The organism is Acidocella sp. MX-AZ03, assembly GCF_027626035.1.
In the GTDB taxonomy this organism is placed as follows: domain Bacteria; phylum Pseudomonadota; class Alphaproteobacteria; order Acetobacterales; family Acetobacteraceae; genus Acidocella; species Acidocella facilis.
In genome coordinates, this window is sequence record NZ_CP110774.1 from 80,186 (window position 1) to 101,962 (window position 21,777).

The following is a 21,777-nucleotide window of genomic DNA, read 5'->3' on the forward strand; positions in this document are numbered from 1 at the left end:
CGGCCTTCAATGGAGGGTCTCTTTGAGCTTCGCAGTGCTGGGGTGTGGGCTGCTTTTTATGCCGATACCCCAATCGAAACAGTTTGGGGCATCGGCGGTCAGTCTGCGCTGAAGCTGAAGTGGCTTGGTGTCGCTACCATCGCGGATTTTGTTGCTCTCGACGCCCAGAAGGTGAGGGACGCCCTGACTCAGCTAAAACAGCTTGCTGGCGTGAAGTCTTACGGTCTGAGTGAAAATGTTGGTTAAGGGTTTTAGTTCCGGCATAAGGTATGGCTTGCGGCGTTGAAGCGTGGAATTGTGGCGGCATGTGATATCAAAATGACTGGGGCTTGTTAATTATCGCTGGAATGAAAAGTCATGCCCTTGGTTGTCGCTTTCGACACAAAAATCTCTGCCTCTGTCAGATTCAAGCGAGGCAAAGTTGATGCAGAATAATTCCTCTTTACCGTCCACCATTCCTGACTTCCTCCATTATTGGGGTAAATCCAAGGAAGTGGATGGGGCACTGACCTGGCACATAGAGTGATGCTGCCGCGTCAATCTAAACACACATTATTCTAACCCGGAGCAGCCAAGCTTAGGGCTACCTCGGCGCGAATCAGAGCGGCGGCAACGTCGGCAGGGGGCGGGCGATCTGTCACCAGCGCGTCCAGCTCGTCCAGCCCACAGAGCAGCACCGGTTCCGACAGGCTGAATTTCGAATGATCGGCCAGCAGCACCACCTGGTCCGCCGCCTGCATCAACGCCCGTTTGGTCGGGCGTTCGATATCCGCCTTTACATACACGCCGCGCGCATCCACCGAGGCGGCACCGAGAAAGAAGCTGCGCACCCGCAGCCTTGAGGCGGCTTCCACCGAAAGCGGGCCGACCAGCGCGGCACTGTCCGGCAGCAAATCCCCGCCCAGCATCACCAGCCGATACCCCGTCTGCTCCATCAAGGCCGCCATCACCGGGACAGAATGGCTGACGATGCTACCGGTAAAATCCGCGGGCAGATGCTCGAGGAGATGCAAGGTGGTCGTACCGGCATCGATGGCGATGCTGTCCTCCCGGCCGATCCGCCCCGCCGCGACCCGGGCGATGGCCTGCTTGGCGGCGGCGGCGGCCTGGCGGCGCTGGGCAAAGCCGGTTTGCGCCGGCGGCGCCAGCAGCTTCACCCCGCCATGCAGCGCCGCCACCCGCCCGGCCTGGGCCAGGCGTTGCACATCGCGCCGCGCCGTCATTGGCGAAACCCCCAACGCGGCCGCCAGATCGGCAATGGAAATGAACCCGGCCTGCGCGATGCGCGCGAACACCATCTCCAGCCGCCCGGCGGCGGCGCCATAGGTCAATGACGGCGCCTGCGCCGCTTTCTCGGACATGAGCAATCCTTAAATCCCCAACAAGACCATTTACAACCATCCATGATTTAGATAATTTACTACCATAATTGGTAATTATTTACCAAACTCAAAAATAACAAGTGTCCGAGGGAATGTTGATCGAAACCCAAACCGTAAAGCCGGCTGTCTTTGTCGGCCTCGCCTCCTGGGACATGATCGCTCTGCTACCGGGCTTTCCGGCGCCGGACGGGCGGCTGGTCGCGGAGTGCATCGTCGAGGCCGGGGGTGGGCCCGCCGCCACCGCCGCCGTTGCCTGCGCCAGACTCGGCGTGCCCGCCTGCTTTATCGGCGCGGTCGGAGATGATGTGTATGGAGACCGAATTCTGGCGGCGCTGCGGGCGGAAACCGTGGATGTCTCCGGCGTGGTGCGTGTGCTCAACACCGCCTCCTGCGCTGCCTTGGTGTTGGCGGACCGCACCCAGGCCACCCGCGCCCTCTGCCCCACTTTGCCGCCGGATTTCACCCTGACGGCCGGCAGCCTCCAGGCGCGGATGATCACCCAGGCGGCGCTGATCCATGCCGACCAGATCGGCTATGGCAAGCTCGCCGCATTGGGCGCCGCGTTGCCGCCGCTCTCCATCGATGCCGGCAACCCGATCCCCGATCTCGACCATCGCGCCGCCCGGCTGTTCGTGCCCACCATTGCCCGGCTGGAGGCGATGTTCGGCCCGGCCGACCCAGCCACGCTGCTGCGCCGCGCGGCCGGCGCGGATTGGGTGGTGGCGACCGCCGGCGCCGCCGGCGCCTACGCGCTGGACCGCACCAGGGAGCGGCTCTGGCATGTGCCGGCCTTCCTGCCCGCGCCATGCCTCTCCACGCTGGGCGCTGGGGATGTGTTCCACGGTGCCCTGGTGGCGGGCTGGATGCGCGGCATGGGCTGTGCCGAGGCCACCGCCTATGCCGGCATCACCGCCGCGCTCTCCTGCCGGGGCATCGATGGGCGGTCCGCCATTCCCGACCACGATACCGTGATGCGCGCCTTGCCCGCGCAACGCGCTTTGACCAACGACATAACGGAGCTTTCCCATGCAGCAGATTGAAGACCGCCCCCGCGCCGGGCTCGCCAGCCTCGCCCGCCCCTCCGGCGCCTTCGCGATGCTCGCCATCGACCAACGCGAGGCGCTGCGCGCGATGCTGGCCGCGCATCAGAGCGGCCCGGTGAGCGACCAGCAGGTCACCGATTTCAAACTCGAAGTCACCCGCGCCCTGACCCCGCACGCCTCGGCGATTTTGCTGGATAAGCAGTTCGTCTGGGACCAGGCGGTGGCACAAAAGGCGGTGGCCCCCTCCTGCGCGCTGATCGCGGCGGCGGATCTGTTCATTCCGAGCCCGGATGCGTTTGTCGACAAGGTCGAGATCGACCCGGCGGTGGTCGCGGCCGAAGTCATGGCCGATGGCGCCACGGCGCTGAAGCTGCTGGTGATCTGGCGCCAGGACGAAGCCGCGGAAACCCGCATCGAAATGACCCGCCGCTTCGTTGCGCAATGCAAAGATGCCGGCCTGGTCAGCATCATCGAGCCGGTGGCGAAGCCGCCGCGCGGCGCTGTGCCCTATGACTGGAATGCAGGCGTGCTCGAAGCCGCCAAGGAGTTGGGCGGGCTGGGCGCGGATCTCTACAAGGCCGAGGTGCCGCTGCATGGCCGCGGCAGCGAGGCGGCGCTGCGCTCTGCCTGCGCCGCGCTGACCAAAGCCATCTCATCCCCCTGGGTGGTGCTCTCCTCCGGCGTCGAGCCGGATGAATTCCCCCGTGCGGTGGAGCTGGCCTGCAAGGAAGGCGCTTCCGGCTTCCTGGCCGGGCGCGCGGTGTGGAAGCCGGTGATCGGCCAGCCGAACCTCAAGGCCGCCCTGGCCGGCGAGGCGACGGACCGGCTGAAGCGCCTGTGCGAGGTCGCGGACCGCGCGGTGCAAGGCTGACCCCATGACCGCCCTGCCCAACCGCATCCAGGCGATCGAGTTCCCGGCGCTGGGCGAGGTCAGTCTGATCTCGCACCCTTTCCCGCCCGCGCCCGGGCCGGACGAGGTGCTGCTGCGCCCGGATTATCTGGGCATCTGCGGCACCGATCTGCACGTGCTGCACGGCAAGCACCCCTGGGTGCGCCCGCCGGTGCGGACCGGGCATGAGGTGGTGGCGCGCGTGGTCGCGGTGGGGGCGGCGGTGACGCGGTTTCGCCCTGGCCAGCGTGTCGTCGTCAACCCGTTGCTGGCCTGCGGCATCTGCCGTGCCTGTCAGGCAGGCCGGCCCAACCATTGCGAATCGGCGAAGGTGCTGGGCTTTCGCCTGCCTGGTTTGGGCAGCACCTATCTCAACGCCCCGGCGGCACAATTACACGCGGTGCCGGACGGGCTGGCGCCGACCCTGGCGGCGCTGGCGGAGCCGCTGGCCGTGGGCATCCATGCCGTCGGCCGGGCGCGGGACCTGCACAAGGTGCTGATCATCGGCGGCGGCACCATCGGGCTGTGCGTGCTGCTGGCGGCGCGTCTGGCCGGGGCCGGGCCGATCGACATTGTCGAGCCCGTCGCCGCCAAGCGCGCGCTGGCGCTGCGGCTCGGCGCCAACGCCGCTCACGCGCCCGAGGCGCTCTCCGGGCTTGGCGGCTATAGCGCGGTGTTCGACTGCGTGGCCGCGCAGGCGACCCTGGATGAAGCCTGCCGTGCCACCGCCGGGGGCGGGACGATGGTGGTGGTCGGCGTGGCTGATGCCGCCCGGGCTTTGCCGTTGCCCCGGCTGCAGCGTTTCGAAATCGACGTGCTGGGCAGCGGCATGTATGTGCCCGCCGATATCGACGCTGCCATCGCCGCGCTGGCGGCGGGCGAGATCGCGGCCGGGGCGCTGATCAGCGCCATCCGACCTCTGGCCGAAGCCAAGGACGCCTATGAACAAGCCGGCCAGCGCGACAGCGTGAAAGTGTTGATCGACATGGGCTGACCACCCGATCCAAAAACCGGAGGAAACAACAATGACAAATAGCAGCACCCAGGCTGCCCCGAGAAGCCCGATGGGCAAGGTGGCGATTGCCAGCTTCATCGGCGCCCTGCTCGAATGGTATGATTTCTTCATTTTCGGCACCGCCGCGGCCATCGCCTTCGGGCCGATCTTCTTTTCCAATGCCGGCAAGCTGAACGGCATCATGGGCTCCTTTGCGATTTTCGGCGTCGGCTTCCTGGCGCGGCCGCTGGGGGGCATCGTCTTCGGCCATATCGGCGACCGGATCGGGCGCAAGGCCAGCCTGATCGCCACATTGGTGATCATCGGGCTCGGCACCTTCCTGATCGGCGTGCTGCCGACTTATGCGCAGATCGGCATCGGCGCGCCGATGCTGCTGCTGGCGCTGCGGCTGGTGCAGGGCTTCGGGCTGGGCGGCGAATATGCCGGCGCGGCGCTGATGACGATCGAGCACGCGCCGGCCAACCGCCGTGGCTTCTGGGGCGGGGTGCCGCAATCCGCCGCCTCGGCGGGCATTCTGCTCGCCACCGGGATTTTCGCGCTGCTGGGCGGGCTGTCCAAGGACCAGTTCCTGCAATGGGGCTGGCGCATTCCGTTTCTGATCAGCGGGCTGTTCACCTTCATCGGGCTGTTCATCCGCGTCAGCCTGATGGAGACGCCGGATTTCCGGGCGATGCTGGCCAAGGGCAAGCCGCAGCGCACGCCGCTGGGCGCGCTTTTGCGCAACCATGCCGGCAACACCGCCCTGGCCACCGGCGCGCGGCTGGCGGAGACGATCTCCTCCAACATCATCAACGCCTTTGGCATTGCCTATATCGTCAATGATCTGGGCATGAACCGCTCGACCGGGCTGCATGCGATGATGGTGGCCTCGCTCATCGGCATTTTTCTGTGTCCGCTGTTCGGCGGGCTCTCGGACCGGTTCGGGCGGCGCAGCGTCTATCTGGCCGGGGCCGGGTTCATGGCCTTGTTCAGCTATCCGTTCTTTCTGCTGCTGGGCACCAAATCCGTCGCCATCATCTGGCTGGCCTTCATCCTCGCCTATAATCTCGGACCGACGCTGATGTTCGCTGTCGAGGCCACTTTTTTCACGGAACTCTTCAGCCCCGGCACGCGCTATACCGGGCTGTCGCTGGCTTATCAGATCTCGGCGATCGCGGGTGGCTTCATGCCGCTGATCGGCACCTGGCTGATCAAGGCGGATGGCGGCCAGCCCTGGGCGATTGCGGCCTTCCTGGCCGGGATTTGCGTGCTTTCTTTCATCTGCGCGGCGGCGGCGAAGCGACTGGCAGGGCAGGAGGAGATAGCGGCACAGCAGCGCAGCGAAGCCTGGCAGGCCTCTTCGCGCTGAATTGCGACAGTTTGGGGCTGTCCCAGATAACTTTCCAGCTTATACCTTCAACGCCTTGAAGGATCAGCATTATTTCGATCATTGCAGGGTTTCGCCTTTTGCCCGTGGCGTCAAGGGCGCGCGGCTTCGCCGCGCGTCGCCGAAGGCGAGTAAACCCCTTGACGCCACGGGCAAAAGGCGAAGAGACTCGGGATCGACATAATGGTCAGATGAATGAAGATCTGGGACAGAACCAAAGTTTTTGGTGGGGTGTTGTTGAACAAATCCTCCACCGCTTTTGTCAGCTGGCGCCACGCCTCGAAGAGTTCGCAGCCGAGATCCATGGTATCCTGACCACCGCCGCGAACGAGGGGGTGACGCCAATCCACCCCAAGGCCATGCCGGTGATCCTGATCGCACCGGACGCGTGGGATGTCTGGCTGTCAGCGCCCTGGGCAATGGCCAAGGATCTGCACGGGCCGGCGGGGTACGCGAAAATTCACTTTAAAGTTGTTGCTGGAATGGATATTTTACCGTCCCTGTCCACGAGGGGGAACCAAGATGGCACGCTATGACCGTGACTACAGCGTTACCGAGATCAAAACGATGATCGCCATTTCCGAACGTAAACCGCATCCGTATAATCCCGGCAATGTCGGCCATGCGTTCCGGGACCATCACGGCATTAGCGATAGCGACCTGATCGCGAAGAACAAATCCGCTTTCATCATCTCCCAGCAGACCAACGCCACGGGCACTTATCTCGACCCGGCGATGATCGGGCAGACGTGGCGGATGAAAATACGCACGGTCTCCGACCAGCCCTTCGTGGTGGCGAAGATCCTGAATTCGCCGTTCGGTCAGGCGGCGTTGAAATTGCTGAATGTGGCCATGGGGGCGCGCATGACCATCCACGCCAACCCAGTTTCCGGCCCAGGCGGAAACTTCAATATCCGTGTGAAGTCAGGCGGGGCAGTGGATGCTTCTGGCCAAGTTAAGCATGTCGTGCTGGTCGTGGATAATGGCGGCCGCGATTCCGGCAAGGATTATTTGCATTTCGTGACGGCCTATCCGACCAATGGTGCGAATTATAAATTCAAATTCGGCCCGCAAGTTCCAAGAACACGCCCTGGCGTTGAGTTCTATACAGAGAATGGCCGAAAATCGCTGTATCTCTGGAGCTCCGATAATCAGGAGGCCGATGGCCAGTTGAACCTGCTGCTCTTGGCCTGACGCCGGACAGGACAGACCAGCTTCTACCGCCGGCAGTAAAAGGCACGCGGTCTCATCCGCATAAGGCCAATCCCCCGGTGCGGGGAGGCATCCTGTCTTCTGCCGTTGCCCAAGGCGGTCGACGATGACGTGGGCCATTTCAGCTTTTTAGATCAGAGACGCTCCAGAAAGCTACGCGCGCTGTCGCGGATCGCGGCCAAGGCCGGGCTGGGCATGGTGTTGAGGGTCTTATACGCCAGGCCCAGCCGGGCATTGCCGCCCAGCTTGTCGCGGTGGCGGTCGAGGAAGGCCCAATAGAGATAATTGAACGGGCAGGCCTCCGGGCCGGTTTTCTGCGCCACGTTGAAGCTGCAATGGCCGCAATAATCCGACATGCGGTTGATATAGGCCCCGCCCGCCGCATAAGGCTTGCTGGCCAGCAGCCCGCCATCGGCGAACAGGATCATGCCGGTGACATTGGGCATCTCCACCCATTCATAGGCATCCGCATAGACCAGCAGATACCATTCATTCACCTCCGCCGGGTCGAGCCCGGCGAGCAGGGCGAAATTGCCCAGCACCATCAGCCGCTGGATATGGTGGGCATAAGCATGGTCGCGGGTGGTGCGGACACATTGCCGCAGGCAGTTCATCTCGGTGCCGGCATCCCAGTAGAAGCTGGGCAGGGGCCGGGTGGCGCCGAGCGCGTTCTGCGCCGCGTAATCAGGCATTTTCAGCCAATAGAGCCCGCGCACATATTCGCGCCAGCCGAGGATCTGGCGGATGAAGCCCTCGGCGGCGTTCAGCGGCACGTCGCCGGCGCGCCAGGCGCGCTCGGCGGCGGCGATGCATTCGCCCGGCAGCAGCAGCCCGCAATTCAGATAGAGGCTGAGATGCGAGTGAAACAGCCAGGGTTCGTTCTGGCGCATCGCATCCTGGTAATCGCCGAAGCTGGCCAGGCGCTGGGTGATGAAGCGCGCCAGCGCCGCCTGCGCCCCGGCGCGGGTGACGGCGTAGGAGAATCCCTTCAATTCGCCGAAATGCTCCGGAAATTCCGCCGCCACCAGATCCAGAACCTCCTGCGTCACCGCATCCGGGCTTGCGTGTAGGTGAGCGGGATTTTCTTCTGGGGCGGCAGCGGGTGGCGGTTCTCGCTGTCGAAATTCCAGCGCCCGCCGGCCGGCTCATCCCCCTCCATCAGGATATTCAGCCGGCGGCGCAGCAGCCGGTAGAAGAATTCCATCCGCAATTGCGTGCGGCCCTGCGCCCACTCGGCAAAGACGCTGAGCGGGGCGAGGAAGCGTGTATCTTCCAGGATCTCGGCGCCCAGCCCCTCCAGCATCTGTTTCACCCGCCATTCGCCAGGCCAGGTGGCGATGATCCGCTCGGCCTTATGCCGGTGCAGCGCGCGGCGCAGCTCGCCCTCGAAGCTGTGGGTATTGCCCTCATCCTGAAGCGCCACATAATCGACCCGATAGCCCTGCTCGCGCAGCGCCGCGGCGAAATGCCGCATCGCCGAAAACAGGAAGGCGATTTTCATCTTGTGATGGCGCGGGGTTGTGGCCTCGCCACGCACCTCCATCATCAACACGACATCCTTGGCCTTGTCGCACTGGGCAAGGCTGGCGAGCCCCAGGCTGAGCTGGTCGCCGAGGACGGGAAAAAGCCGGGTCATATATTTGTTACGGCAAGGCGGGGCGATCGGATCACCGGTTGGCGACCATAATTGGCGCGTTTTTGCTCCATGCTTTGGCCCCAATTCGGCGCTTGAACCGCCCGCGCGTCGATGAAGGAGAACAGCGTGCGGGCGTTTGAATGGGTCGGGCTGGTGGTGGTGCTGGTTTTGGCGGCGGGGGCCTTGTCGCTGTTTGGCGTGCATCTGCTCGGATGGCTCGATCACGGCGTCCCCGGCCGGGTGGCTGCCCTGGGCGGCCAGCCGGAGATCGGGTTCGGAAATTTTGCCCGTGGCCTGCTGATGTAGGCCGGCGCGGCGTTCATCGATGCCTCCGGCCCCCGCTATTTCCTCGCGGTAATGTCGGGGGCATACTGCGCGGGCTATCTGTTTCGATCTCAGATTTGGGTGCGCAGCCTTGTCCAATAAAAATCGGCACCTGCCGCCGCCACAAGCCAATGCGGCACCGCCCGTCGCGGCGGTGAAGAGCGGGCGGGGCTGGCTGAAGCCCGCCATGATCGCGGCGTTTGTGCCGTTCAGTCTCGTTTGTGCCGCCGCGTATTTGCAGCGCGCGCAAAGCGTGCAGAACCGGCTGCTGGCGTCGGGCTATTCGCCTTATCCCGGCGGCAATGACAGTGATCTGGACCTGTTCTGGAAACACGGGCCGGGCCATGTCCTGACGATCGCCGGCGCGGACCAGACCGGCCTAGGAACGGTGATTTTCTCGGTCGCGTTCACGCTCTATTTCACTTTGGTTGCCTGGGTCCTGCGCGGGACCTTCATGCCCTATCTCGTGGCCGTCGCGGTGGTCGTTTTGAATGTGCTCTGCACCGGGGCGTTTCTGGCGCCGCCGGACGTCGCCCTGAGGGTCTCCGTCAATCAGGATCGTGGTGTGATCAGCGACGGATCGACGCCGGTGGCGCTATGCGATGTGCGCGCGCTGAGCGTCGAGGAGCGGGATGCGGTGCGCGGCGGGGCGAGCTACTGGATAGTCGGGCATCTGCGGACGGGCGGGACGGTCGATCTGTCAGTCTTCGACAACCCGGCCATCGCCGCGGACGTGCTTGCCTCTCTGCAGACCGCCATGCAGGCGAAATCCTGCCTCTGATCCTGGCTTGGGCAAGGCGGCGAATGAATGCCGCAAGGCTGGTGATCCGCGTTTTGAGGGAAGTGGTGGAAGGGGTTGGATTCGAACCAACGTAGGCGCACGCCAACGGATTTACAGTCCGTCCCTTTAGCCACTCGGGCACCCTTCCACGTGGGGCGCGTCTTGCAACGGTTGGCATCGGTTGTCAACGCATGGGGGTGGAGATAGTGAGGGGCATGGTTCAAAAACGCCCCCCGCATGGAAAAAACGCTCCCCGTCAACGTTCAGCTGGCGAGGCGCGGGGATCGCGTCCCGACGACTCGCGGAAAAAAGAGCCGCGTCAGGGCGCGCCGCGCCAGGAGCAGCCCCGTCAGGACGGCCAGTTCCGCCAGGCCGAGCCAGGGCGCGGGGCGGGGCGTGCCGGGGGGGCGGGACGCGGCTTCGCGCCTGCCCGCCATGACGCCCCGGCGCGGCATGAAGGCCCGAAGCGCAATGAGGGGCAGGGACGGCGTGAGGCCGAGGGCCGCGCTGAGGCCCCGCTGCGTGCCGAGCGTCAGCCCCAAGCCCAGCCCCAAATCCAGCCCCAGCCCCCTACCCAGGTCCAGCGCGAGGCGCAAAAGCGCGGCGCGGCCCGGCGCGGCCCCTCCACGCCATCCGGCGCGGTCTGGCTCTACGGCACCCATGCGGTGGCGGCGGCGCTGAAAAACCCGGAGCGTCTGTTCCGCCGGCTGGTGATCACCGAGGAGGCGCAGGCCAGCCTGGCGGCGGAAGCGCCGCTGCCCTGGCCGATCCAGCCGGAGATTTCGCCGCGCGAGCGGATCGACCAGATTCTCGCCGCCAAGCCGGGTTCGGGCATCGTGCATCAAGGCATCGCCTTGCTGGCCGACCAGCTGGAGGCGCCCTCCTTGCAGGAGGCGCTGCTGCGCCCCGGCCCGGTGCTGGTACTCGACCAGATTTTCGACCCGCGCAATGTCGGCGCGCTGATGCGCACGGCCCAGGCTTTCGGCGCCTGCGCGGTGGTGGCGCAGGACCGCAACGCCCCGGAAGAGACCGGCGCCCTGGCGAAAGCCGCTTCCGGCGCGCTGGAGACGATCCCGCTGCTGCGCATCACCAACATCTCCCGCACGCTGACGGCGTTGAAGGACGCCGATGTCTGGGTGGTCGGGCTGGACGGCCATAGCCAGACCAGGCTGCGCGGCGAGGCCTTCGCCGGCCGGCGGGTGGCGCTGGTGCTGGGCAGCGAGGGCGAGGGCATGCGCCGGCTCACCCGCGAAACCTGCGATGAGATCTGCGCCCTGGCGATGCCGGGCGGCATGGAGAGCCTGAATGTCTCCGCCGCCGGCGCGGTGGCGTTATATGAACTAACGCGCACCCCTGGCTGACCCCGCCGGCTAACGGATTCTTTAGGTTTCGCTTAGGTGGCGGCGCTTTGCGGGAGTCCGCCCGGCGGGTACAAAAGCGCAAAGGGGTTCATGATGGGTCAAGCCGGGTCACTCCCGCCAGTTATCAATACGGTGCTCGTGGTGGATGACGAGCCCATGGTGCGCATGCTGGTCGTCGAGACGCTTGAGGAGCAGGGGTACCGGACATTCGAGGCGGAGGACGTGCCCTCCGCTTTGATGGTGCTGAACTCGTCCCAGCCGATCAATCTGTTGGTGACCGACGTGACGCTGCCCGGCCAGAATGGCCGCCAGCTGGCCGATGCCGCCAAGCAGATCCGCCCCGGGCTGAAGGTGCTGTTCATGACCGGCTATGCGCATAATATCGAGGTCGGCAATGGCAGCGCCATGGCCGAAGGCATGGAGATCATCACCAAGCCGTTTTCGCTGGATGGGCTGGCGAAGAAGATCCAGTCAATGATGGCGGACTGAAAACCGGCATTCCTCCCGCTAATTTATATTGCACGGCAATAAATTCCGGTGTTGCATATGCGGCATGGGACATTTTGCGCATGCCTTTCGCGGGGAAAGCTTTCGTTTCCCGGATCTGAAAACGGTTCTGGCGAAGGCCTCGGCCAAACGCTCGGGCGATGAGCTGGCCGGGCTGGCCGCGGCCTCGGATGCCGAGCGCGTCGCCGCGCGGGCGGTGCTGGCCGATCTGCCGTTGAAGATGTTCCTGGAAGAGCCGCTGATCCCCTATGAGACCGACGAGGTCACGCGGCTGATTTTCGACAAGCATGACCAGGCGGCCTTCAAGCCGGTGGCGCATATGACGGTCGGGCAGTTCCGGGACTGGCTGCTCTCCTACGAGGCGGATGCCGCCGCCCTGGCCGCTTTGGCGCCGGGGCTGATGCCGGAGATGGCGGCGGCGGCGAGCAAGCTGATGCGCAACCAGGATCTGATCGCGGTGGCGCGCAAATGCCGGGTGGTGAAAGCCTTCCGCAACACCATCGGGCTGGAGGGCCGGCTCTCCTCGCGGCTGCAGCCGAACCATCCCACGGATGACCTGAAGGGCATCGCCGCCTCGACGCTGGACGGGCTGCTTTACGGCACCGGCGATGCCGTCATCGGCATCAACCCGGCGACCGACAGCGTGCAGAACTGCATCTCCCTGCTTTCCATGCTCGATGAGCTGCGCGCCCGCTACGAAATCCCGACCCAGACCTGCGTGCTCACCCATGTGACCAACTCGATCGAGGTGATGAATGCCGGCGGCGCGGTGGATCTGGTGTTCCAGTCCATCGCCGGCTCGGAAGCGGCGAATGCCGGGTTCGGCATCAATCTCGGCATTCTGCGCGAGGCTTATGAGGCCTCACAATCGCTGAAGCGCGGCACCATCGGCCAGGATACGATGTATTTCGAGACCGGCCAGGGGGCGGCTTTGTCCGCCGGGGCGCATTTCGGGCTGGACCAGCAGACCATCGAGGCGCGGGCCTATGCGGTGGCGCGGGAATTCTCGCCGCTGCTGGTGAATACCGTGGTCGGCTTCATCGGCCCGGAATATCTCTATGACGGCAAGCAGATCATCCGCGCCGGGCTGGAGGATCATTTCTGCGGCAAGCTGCTCGGCATCTCGATGGGCTGCGACGTTTGCTACACCAACCATGCCGAGGCCGACCAGGACGACATGGACACGCTGATGACGCTGCTGACCGTGGCCGGCGTCTCCTTCGTCATCGCGGTGCCGGGGGCGGATGACGTGATGCTGAATTACCAGAGCCTCTCTTATCACGATATTCTCTATCTGCGCTCCAGCTTCGGCGCCCGCCCGGCGCCGGAATTCGAGGATTGGCTGGAGAAGATGGAGATGCTGGACCGGCATGGGCGGATGCGCCTGCCCGGGCCGCAGAACAAGGCGCAGCGCCGCCTGCTGGAGGCCCGCAATGCCGCCTGAGGAAAACGATCCCTGGGTGCTGCTGCGTCAGGCCACGCGCGCGCGCATCGGCCTCGGCCGGGCGGGGGATGCGATGAAGATTGGCGATGTGCTGGACTTCCAGTTCGCCCATGCCATGGCGCGCGATGCGGTGCACGCGAAGCTGGATGTGGCGACGCTGAAGGCCGCGCTGCCGGGGGCGCTGCAGGTGCACAGCGCCGCCAAGGACCGGGAGATTTATCTGCGTCGGCCGGATCTCGGCCGGGCGCTGGCGCCGGAGTGCCTGGAGACGTTGCCCAAGGGCGATTACGACGCGGTGATCGTGATCGGCGATGGGCTTTCCGCCACCGCCGTGATGCAGAATGCGGTGCCCGTGGCCCAGGCGCTGCTGGCCCGGCTGGGCGGCATGAAGCTGGCGCCTTTGGTCATTGCCACCCAGGCGCGGGTGGCGCTGGGCGATGATATCGGCGCGGCTTTGGGGGCGAGGCTGGTGGTGATGCTGATCGGCGAGCGGCCGGGGCTGACAGTGTCCGATTCTCTGGGCGTCTATCTCACCTTCGATCCGAAGCGCGGCACGCCGGATTCGGCGCGCAACTGCATCTCCAACGTGCATGGCCAGGGCGGGCTTTCGGCCGAGGCGGCGGCGGACATGCTGGCCTGGCTGATGCGCGAGGCGCTGCGCCGGGGGCTGACCGGGGTGGGGCTGAAGGAGGCCAGCGGCCTGACGCATGAGGGCGCCGCGCCGCTGGTTGGGCAGGCCTAAATCGCGGTTTCGCCCTCCGGGGCGGGGGCGCGACGGTTGGCCAAGGCGGTCTGGACCAGGGGCACGGCCCGGCTGGTGGCGCTGGCCAGCGCGGCGGTGAGGATCAGCGGCACCAAAAAATCCTGCCCGACGCGGGTGAAGCCGAACATCAGCGCCACGGCGGTGAAGGGCATCTCCATCGAGACGCCGAGGAAGGCGGCAGCGCCGACCAGGGCGAAGGCGCCGGCCGGCACCGCCGGCAGCACCAAGTTCCAGCCCAGCACGAGCAAGGTGGAGAGCAAAGCGCCGACGGTCAGCCCTGGTGTCAGCACCCCGCCTTCCGCACCGGCCCAGAGGGCGCCGGCAATGGCCGCCACCTTCAGCCCCAGCAAGGCCAGCGCCAGATGCAGCGGCAGCGCGCTCTCCAGCCCGAGCTGGATCGGCCCCTTGCCGTTGCCGGGCAGTTGCGGAAACGCCATGGCGGCGAGGCCGACCAGCGTGAATACCACCAGGCAGCGGCGGATCAGGCGGCCATCCGTGCGCATATTTTTGCGCGCGGCGGCGGTGAGGCGGGCGAAGCCATGCCCGGCCAGCCCGATGACCGGCGCGGCCAGCACGCACAGCACCAGCAGCGGCGCGGAGAGGGTGAAATCCGGGATGTGATATTGCGGCACATCGCCCAGCACCGACCAGGCGAGCATGGCGGCGATGCAGGAGCTGGCCAGCGCCATCAGAATGGAGCGCGGGTCGAGCCGCAGGATCAGCACCTCCAGCGCGAACACCGCGCCGCCCAGCGGCACGTTATACACCGCCGCCAGCCCCGCCCCAGCACCACAGCCGAGCAGGATTTTCGCCTCCTCCCCGGTGATGCCGGCCCAGCCGGTGAGGCGCTGGGTCAGCAGCGCGGCGATTTCGCGCGGCGCCACCTCCCGCCCCAGGGGCGAGCCCATGGCGACGGTGATAATCTGCAGCAGCGCGTGCCCCGTGGTGCTGCCGTAAGGCATGTGCTTGCCGCTGCTGGCGGCGGCTTTGATGCTGACCAGCTTGGCGCCGCGATTATACACCGCCCACCAGCCCAGCCCCGCCACCAGCCCGGCGATGAGCAGGGCCAGGGCGCGGTGCCAGGGCGGCACGGCGGCGACGGCGGTGAGGAAACTCTCCGGCCCGACCAGATCCGCAAGCTGTAGCCATAGGTGACATGCTGCACGGCATGCAGCAGCAGCGCCATGCTGCCGCCGCCGATCCCGCCGGCGATTCCGACCAGGATGGTCACCAGGGCCAGTTTCAGGGAATGCCGCGCCGTGCCGCTCATGGGAAAATACTCCTTGTCTGCGGCGATGCTTTGCGCGATTTTGAAACGAAATAACAGTTATATTTGTTATTGTGATTCGTTATAAGCAGACTCATGGACCTGTTGCTCGATCCCGTTCTGCTGCGCAGCTTCGTCGCCGTCGCCCAGGCGGGCGGGTTTTCCGCCGCGGCCCGGCAGCTGGGGATCAGCCAGTCCGCCGTCAGCCAGCACGTCGCGCGGCTGGAGGCGCAGACCGGCCGGCGGCTGCTGGCGCGTGATACCCACCATGTGCGGCTGACCACGGATGGCGACGCGGTGCAGCCCTTTGCCCGGCAGGTGCTGGGGGCGAATGCGCGGATCGGCGAATATCTGGCCGAGGGGGCGCTGCGCGGGCGCATCCGCTTCGGCGCCTCGGAGGATTTCGTGTTCTCGGCCCTGCCGGAGCTGCTGGCGGATTTCCGGGACCGGCATGAGCAGGTGGATCTCGAACTGACGGTGGGGTTGAGCGAGGATTTATATGAGCGCTTCGATGCCGGGCAGCTGGATCTGATTCTGGCCAAGCGCCGGGAGGGGGATGTGCGCGGCCAGCGCGCCTGGGTGGACGAGCTGCGCTGGGTGGGGCGCAAGGGGCTGGTGCTGGCGCCGGGGGCGCGGGTGCCGCTGGTGATCTATCCGCCGCCCAGCATGACCCGCAAACGCGCTTTGGGGGTGCTGGACGCCAACCGCATCCCCTGGCGCGTGGCCTGCACCAGCGGCAGTTTGAGCGGGCTGCGCGCGGCGGCGATGGCGGGGCTGGGGGTGGTGCCGCTGGCGGGCCAACTGATCCCGCCCGGGCTGGAGGATCTGCCGGCCAGTGGCCTGCCCTCGCTGGGGCCGGTGGAGTTCGTGCTGCTGGGCGGCACCTATGGCGGCAACGACGCGGTGACGGCGCTGGGGCAGGTTCTGCTGGCGGGACGGGAGCGGTTGCGGGAGGGTAGGGGGCTGGCGGCAACGCGCCCTTTATGGTCATTCCCGAGGGCCGGACGCCTTCCCGAAAGCTGCCATTTGTAGATGGGTGGAGCGTAGCGTAACCCATCAAACGGCCGGGAGCTGGAACAAAGCGATGGGCTACGCTACGCTCCACCCATCTACGGCTTGCTAATTTGGCGGTTGCCAGAGGAGCTGTGCAATTGCGGTGTATGAATTTGCCCGATGAGCAATATCTTGTTTTGAGAAGTCGGCAAAGCTGATCAAACCTAGCCCCGGTTGCTTGGCTACGTAAGTAGCGACGTTTGGATTGTTCTGATAAAGATTTTCACAGAGGGTTTGTGCAAGAATGCCCTCTGTCGCGTAGGCGGCCAGCTTTTCTCGGTAAGGTTTATCCTGGAGCGAACGATTGCGAGACCGAGGGAGCAATGTGAGCGCGCCGATGAGGTTTCGAGAGTTGCTATAGTCTGTCGCATCAGCGAAGCCATGACTCGGCGGGAGGGCTGCGCTATCAAAAGCCTCCTTCAACAGGTGCTCAATGTCAAACGTTCTGGCACCTCGGTCGCGTTGCCAGTATGTTGGGAATCCAACTTTGTTTGTCAACGAAAATTCTTGTTCGAGATACGATGCTATACGTGCCAGGATAAAGAGGATATCCGATCGATCAGCTTTTTGATACTTCAAATGACCTAGGTTCGCTAGCACAGAAAAATACTTTCCCCATTCGGATTGCACGTAAGCCAAAAGGTCAGAAACATTCTTTCCGCGAAGATCCTTTGCAAGCTGAAATGATATGTCTTTCAAGTTATCGTAGTTGTTGTCTTTTCCTTCAATAGTCCGAGATGTAAGCAAAATATCGATCAGTTTGCTTGCAAGAGAAATCTTTCTTTTCCATTCCGTAGTGTTATCGTTGACCTCTACGGATGCGAGTAGAACCATAGATTGGAATCCGTAGCGTCGCGCAGCATTATAGTAGACACATTCGAAACCGTTCGTGATGTCCTCTTCTGCCCGTTTGATAAATCTGTAAATTTCGGAAAAACGCGTAATATCGTCGCGCGCAAACCGGACATAATCGTCGGCCGTCGCAAGCCCAAGGGTAACCGTATGTTCCTCGAACCAGCGGTGATACGCATCGCCTATCTGATCGAAATCACCCGCCGGGTCTCCTTTAGCCTTGCCTCGTATGGTTTTAGCCCATTTAGCACGAAACAGATTTCGGAAGAAAAGTGAATCCTCCTCTGGGTCAATGTCCCGAAGTTTGTTGATGGTGTCGATCCAGACTGTGTGGCACGAGTAGCTGTCTTCTGGCGATGTAATCTTTGATAGAATTTGACCTTTGAGCAGGTCGATTGGCCCTAGCCGTAGCCCACGGTCGTTCATTGTGACGAATACTCGGTGGGCTTCAGATTCACTATCCACCGAGATGTCGATCAATAAAACTCGCTCAACGACGTAATCAATGAAGTAGGCGATAGCTCCTCGGACAATGTCATTTAGGAGGTCTCCCGTCGCTCGGAGAGCTTCCAAGAGTTTTTTGTCGCCATCGTCAATGTTGGGTACTTCCTCAGCGTTCGCCATGGCCTCGGCTAGTGACTTCGTTTTGTCTAGGTATTTGTCGAAAATGGCGCGGCGAGTGGCTGAAAACTCAACTGAGTAATCCATCTCCCCGTAATTGACATTGCCTAGAAGTGTCGACAAATCCAAGGCGTCGGGAATGTTCTGATCTCTTCGATATCTTTCGAGATAGGCCAAAAGCAAAAATGTGGCCGTTAGTCTTTGCTGCCCATCGATTAGTGGCTTTTTAGCGTTCACGGCGGTTGAAGTGATTATCGACCCAAGGAAATACGGGGAATAGTTTGATACTTCCTTCCGCCCGTGTGAAGAGTCGTAGCTCAGGACAAAAGCGTTCTGTATATCGTTAAGCAACTCAACGAAATGCTTAGACTCCCATTTATACTCACGCTGAAAATACGGTAGAGAATAATGGCTCTGAAAGCAGGTCTTGATGGACTGTGTCGAAGGATTTACATAAGCCATAACGAGCTCTCACTGATGATTTCTGACGTAGAGATTGTAACACAATTTGTGTTATTGGCCAGTATGGTGGATGTCGGCGGTGGGTCGTGACGTGCCTTCTACCCTTCGGCTACGTATGTCAGCTTTCCTTGAAATCACACTTTGAACCCGCCATTCCCCTTCCGGACCACTCCCCCCTCAAACCTCCTCCCGCAAAAACCGCCCAATCCCCGTCACCGCTTCCGACAGTGAGGACCGTATGATCCGCGCCTGTTCCGGAAAGGCCGTGAGCAATCTTGAGGGGAAGGCGCGGTCGAGCAGGACGAAGACGCCGCGGTCGTCGGCGCGGCGGATCAGGCGGCCGAAGGCCTGGCGCAGGCGCAGGCGCACGATCGCGTCGTCGTAATCCTTCGGCGCGCCGTGGCTCAGATGGGTGCGGCGGGTGCGGTGGAGAATGTCCGGGCGCGGCCAGGGGGTGCGCTCGAACACCACCAGCCGCAGGGAATTGCCGGGGATGTCGACGCCGTCGCGCATCGCATCGGTGCCGAGCAGGCAGGAATGTTCCTCGGCGCGGAAGATATCCACTAACGTCGCGTTATCCATCGCATCGACATGCTGGGCGTAGAGCGGGATGTTTTTCTCCTCGAGCGGGGCTGCGATTTTGGCGTGCACGGCGCGCAGGCGTGAGATCGCGGTGAACAGCCCGAGGCCGCCGCCGCCAGCGGCCTCGAACAAGGCCTTGTAGGCGCCGGCGAGCTGGCCGAGATCCTGGGTGTTGACGTCCGAGACCAGCACGACGCGGGTGCGCTCGCCATAATCGAAGGGGCTGTCGAAGGCGGCGCGGATGGCCGGCGCGGCGAGGTGCGCCGCGCCGGTGCGGGCCTCGGCATTTTCCCAGGCCTCTTCCATATCCGTGCCGTCGCGCAACGTGGCGGAGGTGATCAGCAGCCCATGCGCCGGGGCGGCGATGGATTGGGTGAAGGCTTCCGTCGGGTCCAGCAGATGCGATAGCAGGGCGATGTCCTTGTCCGTGCCGGCCTCGCGGTCCAGCCGCAGGAATTCGATGCGCGCCGGGCGCTCGCCGGGGGCGGGCTCGGCCTCCATGCCATCCAGGATGCGGCCCCAGCCGGAGAGCGGGTCGATGGCGCGGCGCTTCAGGCTGCGGGCGGTGCTCTCCAGCCGCTGGCGCATCGCCTCTTCGAGGTCCGGCTCGGTCTCCAGCCGTTCCAGCATGCGCGCGCGCAAGGCCACCAGGGGCGCGCGCAGCTGCGCCATGGCTTTGGAGAGTTTGCGGGCGGCGGGCAGCGCGTCCTCATTCAGCGGGTGCAGATCGGTCTCGAAGCCGAAGGGGGCGTTGAGGTCGGCCTCGGTGGCGCGGGCGCGGGACTGGGCGCGCAGGGCGCGCAGCAGGGCTTCGGCCGGATTGTCGTCGGCGGCGAGTTCCGGGTCGAGGCGCACGGAGAACATCGGCGCGGGCAGGCATTTGGCCAGATGCACCGCCTGCAGGATGGCTTTGTGGGTGGGCTCGTCCACCGCCGCCATATCCTCCAGCCGCTTGGCCAGGCCCCGGGCGCGTGAGCGCGTGCCCTCCGCTCCCAGCAGCCAGCGGCGCAGCTCCGCCATCGCGGTGCCGGAGAGCTCGATGGCAAAGGCGCTGTCGGCGGCATCGAAAATATGGTGGCCTTCGTCGAACACGTAGCGGGTCGGCACGCTGTCATCATCCAGCCCGCCCCAGACGGATTGCGCCATCACCAGCGCATGGTTGGCGATGACCAGATCCGCCTGGCGGGCATTGCGGATGACGCGCTCGATGACGCAGGTGGAAAAATGCGGGCAGGCGGCATGGATGCATTCGCCGCGCCGGTCGGCGATGGAGGCCAGCAGCCCCTGGCCGTAAAGCTCGGCGAACCAGCCGGGCAGGTCGCCGCCGAACAGGTCGCCATCGGCACTCGCGGCGGCCCAGCGGGCGATGAGCCCGAGCGGGATGGCGCGGGTTTCGGCGTTCATCGCGTCTTCGAAATTCAGCAGGCAGAGATAATTCTCCCGGCCCTTGCGCAGCACGACATTGCTGCCGGCGGGCAGGCGTTGGGCCTCCTGCTCGATCTGGCGCTGCAGATGCCGGGTATAGGTGGAAACCCAGACCGCGCCCTTGTTGCGGGTGGCCCAGAGCGAGGCGGGGCGAGATAGCCCATGGTCTTGCCGGTGCCGGTGCCGGCCTCGGCGAGGACCACTTGCGGGCTGCCCTCGACCTCCCTTGGCGCAAAGGCGGCGGTGGCGGCGGAGCAGAAATCCGCCTGGGCGGGGCGCTGCTCGGCCTCGGGCCGAGCAGGGAGGCGAGGCGCGCGCGGGCCTCGACCGGGGTGATGGGAAAGCTCGACGGCGGCGGGCGCGGCGCGACTTCCTCCCATTTCGGCAGGCGTTTCCAGAGGCGCATGGCCATGCCGTCCGGCTTGGCGTCGGGCTGGCCGAGGGCATTCAGGACATAGGGCGCCCAGAGCCAGCCGGCGGCGCCCATGCGGGCCGCAAGGCCAGGGGCGTCGCGGTTGGCCGGGGTGTCCTTGCCGGCGGCCAGACGGGTGAGCAGCAGTTCGGCCATTTCCGGCAGCGCCTGGGCGGCGGAGTCGAGCGAGGTCGGCACTGGGATTTCCAGCGCCCGCGCCAGCCCGGCCGGGGTGGGGGCGAGGCTCTGCGCCGGGTGCACGAAGGCGAAGAGTTCCAGCAGGTCGAGCAGCTGGATGGCGGGGTTGCCGAGGCGTCGCAGGGTGGCCGGCACATGGATGGCGAGCGGGATGGAGGCGCCGACCTGGCGCGCCACGCTGCCGGGCTTGATGGTGGTGATCACCCCGTCACCATCCAGCAGGACGGCGCGGCCATGGCCGGCGGCCAATGCGGGCAAGGCGGGAAGGGGCGGCATCATCCCGGTTATAGGTGGCTGTTCACGGTTTGTCTTGGGGTTTGTCGAGCAAAGCGGCGAGGCGGGCGAGATCTTTCGCCTCCAGCGGGTTGTAGATGACCATAGTCAGATCCGGCCGGCCATCGACCGCGAAGGCGGAATATTCGAAGGCGAGCGGGCCCAGCAGCGGGTGTTTGATATGCTTCACCGCCTCGCCAGGGGCGCCGTGGAGGTCGTGCTCCTGCCACAGACGGGCGAAATCCGGGCTTTTGCGGGACAGCTCCTCGACCAGCGGGGCGATTTCGGCGGCGGCGCCGCTGCGGGCGGTATCCACCCGGAAGGCGCCGAGCACGAAGCGGGCGACGGTTTCCCAGTCATGCTGGGCGGCGCGGGCGCGGGGCTCCAGGAACATGTGGCGCAAGATGTTGCGGTTCTCCGGCGGCAGCGAATCGTAATCGGCCAGCAGCACGCAGGCGGCGCGGTTCCAGGCGGCGACATCCCAGATCGCGGTACGGATCACGGCCGGGGTGGGGGAGAGCGCGTCCAGCACACGTTGCAGGCGCGGGGTGATCGGGCTGCTGCGATATTTCACCTCCGGCGGGCGGCCGAGGCCAAGCAGGAAGAGATGCTCGCGCTCGATATCGGTGAGCATCAAGGCGCGGGCGATGCGCTCCAGCACATCCGCCGAGGGGGCGCCGCCGCGGCCTTGTTCCAGCCAAGTGTACCAGGCCGGGCTGATATTGGCGCGCTGGGCCACCTCCTCGCGGCGCAGGCCGGGGGTGCGCCGGCGCGCGGCGGGCAGACCCAAAGCCGCCGGGTCCAGCCGGGCGCGGCGGTCTTTCAGATAGGTGCCGAGCACGTTGGCGGGGGCGAGGCTAGGAGACATTATAATAGGATAAACTCACGTCTTTTCTACCATAGCGCGCT

19 protein-coding genes, 1 tRNA gene and 2 pseudogenes are annotated in these 21,777 nt (G+C 64.7%); 15 read left to right on the forward strand and 7 right to left on the reverse strand.

Annotated features, from left to right (window positions below):
- Window positions 1–9: 9 nt before the first annotated feature.
- On the forward strand, window positions 10–246 hold the full coding sequence (locus GT370_RS00480; protein WP_144052689.1) for a hypothetical protein: 237 nt from the start codon (window positions 10–12) through the stop codon (window positions 244–246).
- Window positions 247–557: 311 nt separating this feature from the next.
- Here GT370_RS00480 and GT370_RS00485 read toward each other — a convergent pair whose 3' ends face one another.
- Window positions 558–1,361, reverse strand: coding sequence for a DeoR/GlpR family DNA-binding transcription regulator (locus GT370_RS00485; protein ID WP_008493785.1), 804 nt, complete (start codon window positions 1,359–1,361; stop codon window positions 558–560).
- 101 nt (window positions 1,362–1,462) lie between these two features.
- Here GT370_RS00485 and GT370_RS00490 point away from each other — a divergent pair, with 101 nt between their 5' ends.
- From GT370_RS00490 to GT370_RS00515, 6 genes are all read left to right on the forward strand, one after another.
- Window positions 1,463–2,422, forward strand: coding sequence for a carbohydrate kinase family protein (locus tag GT370_RS00490; RefSeq protein ID WP_270183719.1), 960 nt, complete (start codon window positions 1,463–1,465; stop codon window positions 2,420–2,422).
- Entirely contained in the window at window positions 2,409–3,296 is an 888-nt protein-coding gene (locus GT370_RS00495) for an aldolase (protein WP_008493783.1), read from the forward strand. The genes GT370_RS00490 and GT370_RS00495 overlap by 14 nt, the downstream gene beginning before the upstream one ends.
- 4 nt (window positions 3,297–3,300) lie before the next feature.
- Window positions 3,301–4,308 carry a zinc-dependent alcohol dehydrogenase gene (locus tag GT370_RS00500; RefSeq protein WP_008493782.1) on the forward strand — a complete coding sequence of 336 codons (1,008 nt, stop codon included), beginning with the start codon at window positions 3,301–3,303 and terminating at the stop codon, window positions 4,306–4,308.
- 31 nt (window positions 4,309–4,339) lie between these two features.
- Complete coding sequence (locus GT370_RS00505) at window positions 4,340–5,677, forward strand: MFS transporter (protein ID WP_144052688.1); 1,338 nt, start codon at window positions 4,340–4,342, stop codon at window positions 5,675–5,677.
- 209 nt (window positions 5,678–5,886) lie between these two features.
- The gene (locus GT370_RS00510; RefSeq protein WP_008493780.1) at window positions 5,887–6,231 is read left to right on the forward strand and encodes a hypothetical protein; all 345 of its coding nucleotides are present in this window, start codon (window positions 5,887–5,889) and stop codon (window positions 6,229–6,231) included.
- On the forward strand, window positions 6,218–6,889 hold the full coding sequence (locus GT370_RS00515) for a hypothetical protein (protein ID WP_008493778.1): 672 nt from the start codon (window positions 6,218–6,220) through the stop codon (window positions 6,887–6,889). Before GT370_RS00510 ends, GT370_RS00515 begins: the two co-directional genes overlap by 14 nt.
- Before the next feature lie 152 nt (window positions 6,890–7,041).
- Here GT370_RS00515 and GT370_RS21085 read toward each other — a convergent pair.
- A pseudogene (locus tag GT370_RS21085) lies at window positions 7,042–8,747 on the reverse strand (cryptochrome/photolyase family protein).
- Between GT370_RS21085 and GT370_RS00530 the strand changes: the two are divergent.
- Together GT370_RS00530 and GT370_RS00535 are read left to right on the forward strand one after the other, a co-directional pair.
- The gene (locus GT370_RS00530; protein ID WP_144052687.1) at window positions 8,670–8,849 is read left to right on the forward strand and encodes a hypothetical protein; all 180 of its coding nucleotides are present in this window, start codon (window positions 8,670–8,672) and stop codon (window positions 8,847–8,849) included. The pseudogene GT370_RS21085 and the gene GT370_RS00530 sit on opposite strands and share 78 nt — an antisense overlap.
- 109 nt (window positions 8,850–8,958) lie before the next feature.
- Window positions 8,959–9,648 carry a hypothetical protein gene (locus GT370_RS00535; protein WP_008493774.1) on the forward strand — a complete coding sequence of 230 codons (690 nt, stop codon included), beginning with the start codon at window positions 8,959–8,961 and terminating at the stop codon, window positions 9,646–9,648.
- Between the two features lie 63 nt (window positions 9,649–9,711).
- Here GT370_RS00535 and GT370_RS00540 read toward each other — a convergent pair.
- Window positions 9,712–9,796, reverse strand: a tRNA-Tyr gene (locus GT370_RS00540).
- A gap of 370 nt (window positions 9,797–10,166) precedes the next feature.
- On the opposite strand from GT370_RS00540, the gene GT370_RS00545 reads away from it, so the two are divergent.
- From GT370_RS00545 to eutC, 4 genes are all read left to right on the forward strand, one after another.
- A complete protein-coding gene (locus GT370_RS00545; RefSeq protein ID WP_442865521.1) occupies window positions 10,167–11,009 on the forward strand; it encodes a TrmH family RNA methyltransferase in 843 nt (280 codons plus the stop codon).
- Between the two features lie 141 nt (window positions 11,010–11,150).
- Window positions 11,151–11,498, forward strand: coding sequence for a response regulator (locus tag GT370_RS00550; protein WP_205619751.1), 348 nt, complete (start codon window positions 11,151–11,153; stop codon window positions 11,496–11,498).
- A gap of 64 nt (window positions 11,499–11,562) precedes the next feature.
- Window positions 11,563–12,960, forward strand: coding sequence for an ethanolamine ammonia-lyase subunit EutB (locus tag GT370_RS00555; protein WP_008493771.1), 1,398 nt, complete (start codon window positions 11,563–11,565; stop codon window positions 12,958–12,960).
- Window positions 12,950–13,702, forward strand: a complete 753-nt coding sequence (gene eutC, locus GT370_RS00560) for an ethanolamine ammonia-lyase subunit EutC (RefSeq protein ID WP_008493770.1) — start codon at window positions 12,950–12,952, stop codon at window positions 13,700–13,702. The genes GT370_RS00555 and eutC overlap by 11 nt, the downstream gene beginning before the upstream one ends.
- Here the strand turns inward: eutC and GT370_RS00565 are convergent.
- Window positions 13,699–14,814, reverse strand: a complete 1,116-nt coding sequence (locus GT370_RS00565) for a chloride channel protein (protein WP_270183721.1) — start codon at window positions 14,812–14,814, stop codon at window positions 13,699–13,701. The genes eutC and GT370_RS00565 overlap by 4 nt on opposite strands.
- A gap of 65 nt (window positions 14,815–14,879) precedes the next feature.
- Here GT370_RS00565 and GT370_RS00570 point away from each other — a divergent pair, with 65 nt between their 5' ends.
- Window positions 14,880–15,047 carry a hypothetical protein gene (locus GT370_RS00570; RefSeq protein ID WP_270183722.1) on the forward strand — a complete coding sequence of 56 codons (168 nt, stop codon included), beginning with the start codon at window positions 14,880–14,882 and terminating at the stop codon, window positions 15,045–15,047.
- Window positions 15,048–15,086: 39 nt separating this feature from the next.
- Complete coding sequence (locus tag GT370_RS00575; RefSeq protein ID WP_270183723.1) at window positions 15,087–16,022, forward strand: LysR family transcriptional regulator; 936 nt, start codon at window positions 15,087–15,089, stop codon at window positions 16,020–16,022.
- Window positions 16,023–16,109: 87 nt separating this feature from the next.
- Here the strand turns inward: GT370_RS00575 and GT370_RS00580 are convergent, their stop codons facing one another.
- The 3 genes and pseudogenes from GT370_RS00580 to GT370_RS00590 all read right to left on the reverse strand — a co-directional run bounded on the left by GT370_RS00580 (window position 16,110) and on the right by GT370_RS00590 (window position 21,736).
- Window positions 16,110–17,978, reverse strand: a complete 1,869-nt coding sequence (locus GT370_RS00580; RefSeq protein ID WP_008493767.1) for a DUF262 domain-containing protein — start codon at window positions 17,976–17,978, stop codon at window positions 16,110–16,112.
- Between the two features lie 177 nt (window positions 17,979–18,155).
- A pseudogene (locus GT370_RS00585) lies at window positions 18,156–20,874 on the reverse strand (helicase C-terminal domain-containing protein).
- Window positions 20,875–20,893: 19 nt separating this feature from the next.
- Window positions 20,894–21,736 (reverse strand): helix-turn-helix transcriptional regulator, encoded by an 843-nt coding sequence (locus GT370_RS00590; protein ID WP_008493765.1) that lies wholly within the window; start codon window positions 21,734–21,736, stop codon window positions 20,894–20,896.
- Window positions 21,737–21,777: the final 41 nt, after the last annotated feature.

Bases quoted from the DNA above. Each gene is read 5' to 3' on its own strand.
- GT370_RS00510 (WP_008493780.1), top strand. From the start codon at position 5,887: ATGAATGAAGATCTGGGACAGAACCAAAGTTTTTGGTGGGGTGTTGTT.
- GT370_RS00590 (WP_008493765.1), bottom strand. From the start codon at position 21,736: ATGTCTCCTAGCCTCGCCCCCGCCAACGTGCTCGGCACCTATCTGAAA.
- GT370_RS00480 (WP_144052689.1), top strand. From the start codon at position 10: ATGGAGGGTCTCTTTGAGCTTCGCAGTGCTGGGGTGTGGGCTGCTTTT.
- eutC (WP_008493770.1), top strand. From the start codon at position 12,950: ATGCCGCCTGAGGAAAACGATCCCTGGGTGCTGCTGCGTCAGGCCACG.
- GT370_RS00555 (WP_008493771.1), top strand. From the start codon at position 11,563: ATGGGACATTTTGCGCATGCCTTTCGCGGGGAAAGCTTTCGTTTCCCG.
- GT370_RS00515 (WP_008493778.1), top strand. From the start codon at position 6,218: ATGGCACGCTATGACCGTGACTACAGCGTTACCGAGATCAAAACGATG.
- GT370_RS00580 (WP_008493767.1), bottom strand. From the start codon at position 17,978: ATGGCTTATGTAAATCCTTCGACACAGTCCATCAAGACCTGCTTTCAG.
- GT370_RS00570 (WP_270183722.1), top strand. From the start codon at position 14,880: ATGCTGCACGGCATGCAGCAGCAGCGCCATGCTGCCGCCGCCGATCCC.
- GT370_RS00505 (WP_144052688.1), top strand. From the start codon at position 4,340: ATGACAAATAGCAGCACCCAGGCTGCCCCGAGAAGCCCGATGGGCAAG.
- GT370_RS00500 (WP_008493782.1), top strand. From the start codon at position 3,301: ATGACCGCCCTGCCCAACCGCATCCAGGCGATCGAGTTCCCGGCGCTG.
- GT370_RS00485 (WP_008493785.1), bottom strand. From the start codon at position 1,361: ATGTCCGAGAAAGCGGCGCAGGCGCCGTCATTGACCTATGGCGCCGCC.
- GT370_RS00575 (WP_270183723.1), top strand. From the start codon at position 15,087: ATGGACCTGTTGCTCGATCCCGTTCTGCTGCGCAGCTTCGTCGCCGTC.
- GT370_RS00495 (WP_008493783.1), top strand. From the start codon at position 2,409: ATGCAGCAGATTGAAGACCGCCCCCGCGCCGGGCTCGCCAGCCTCGCC.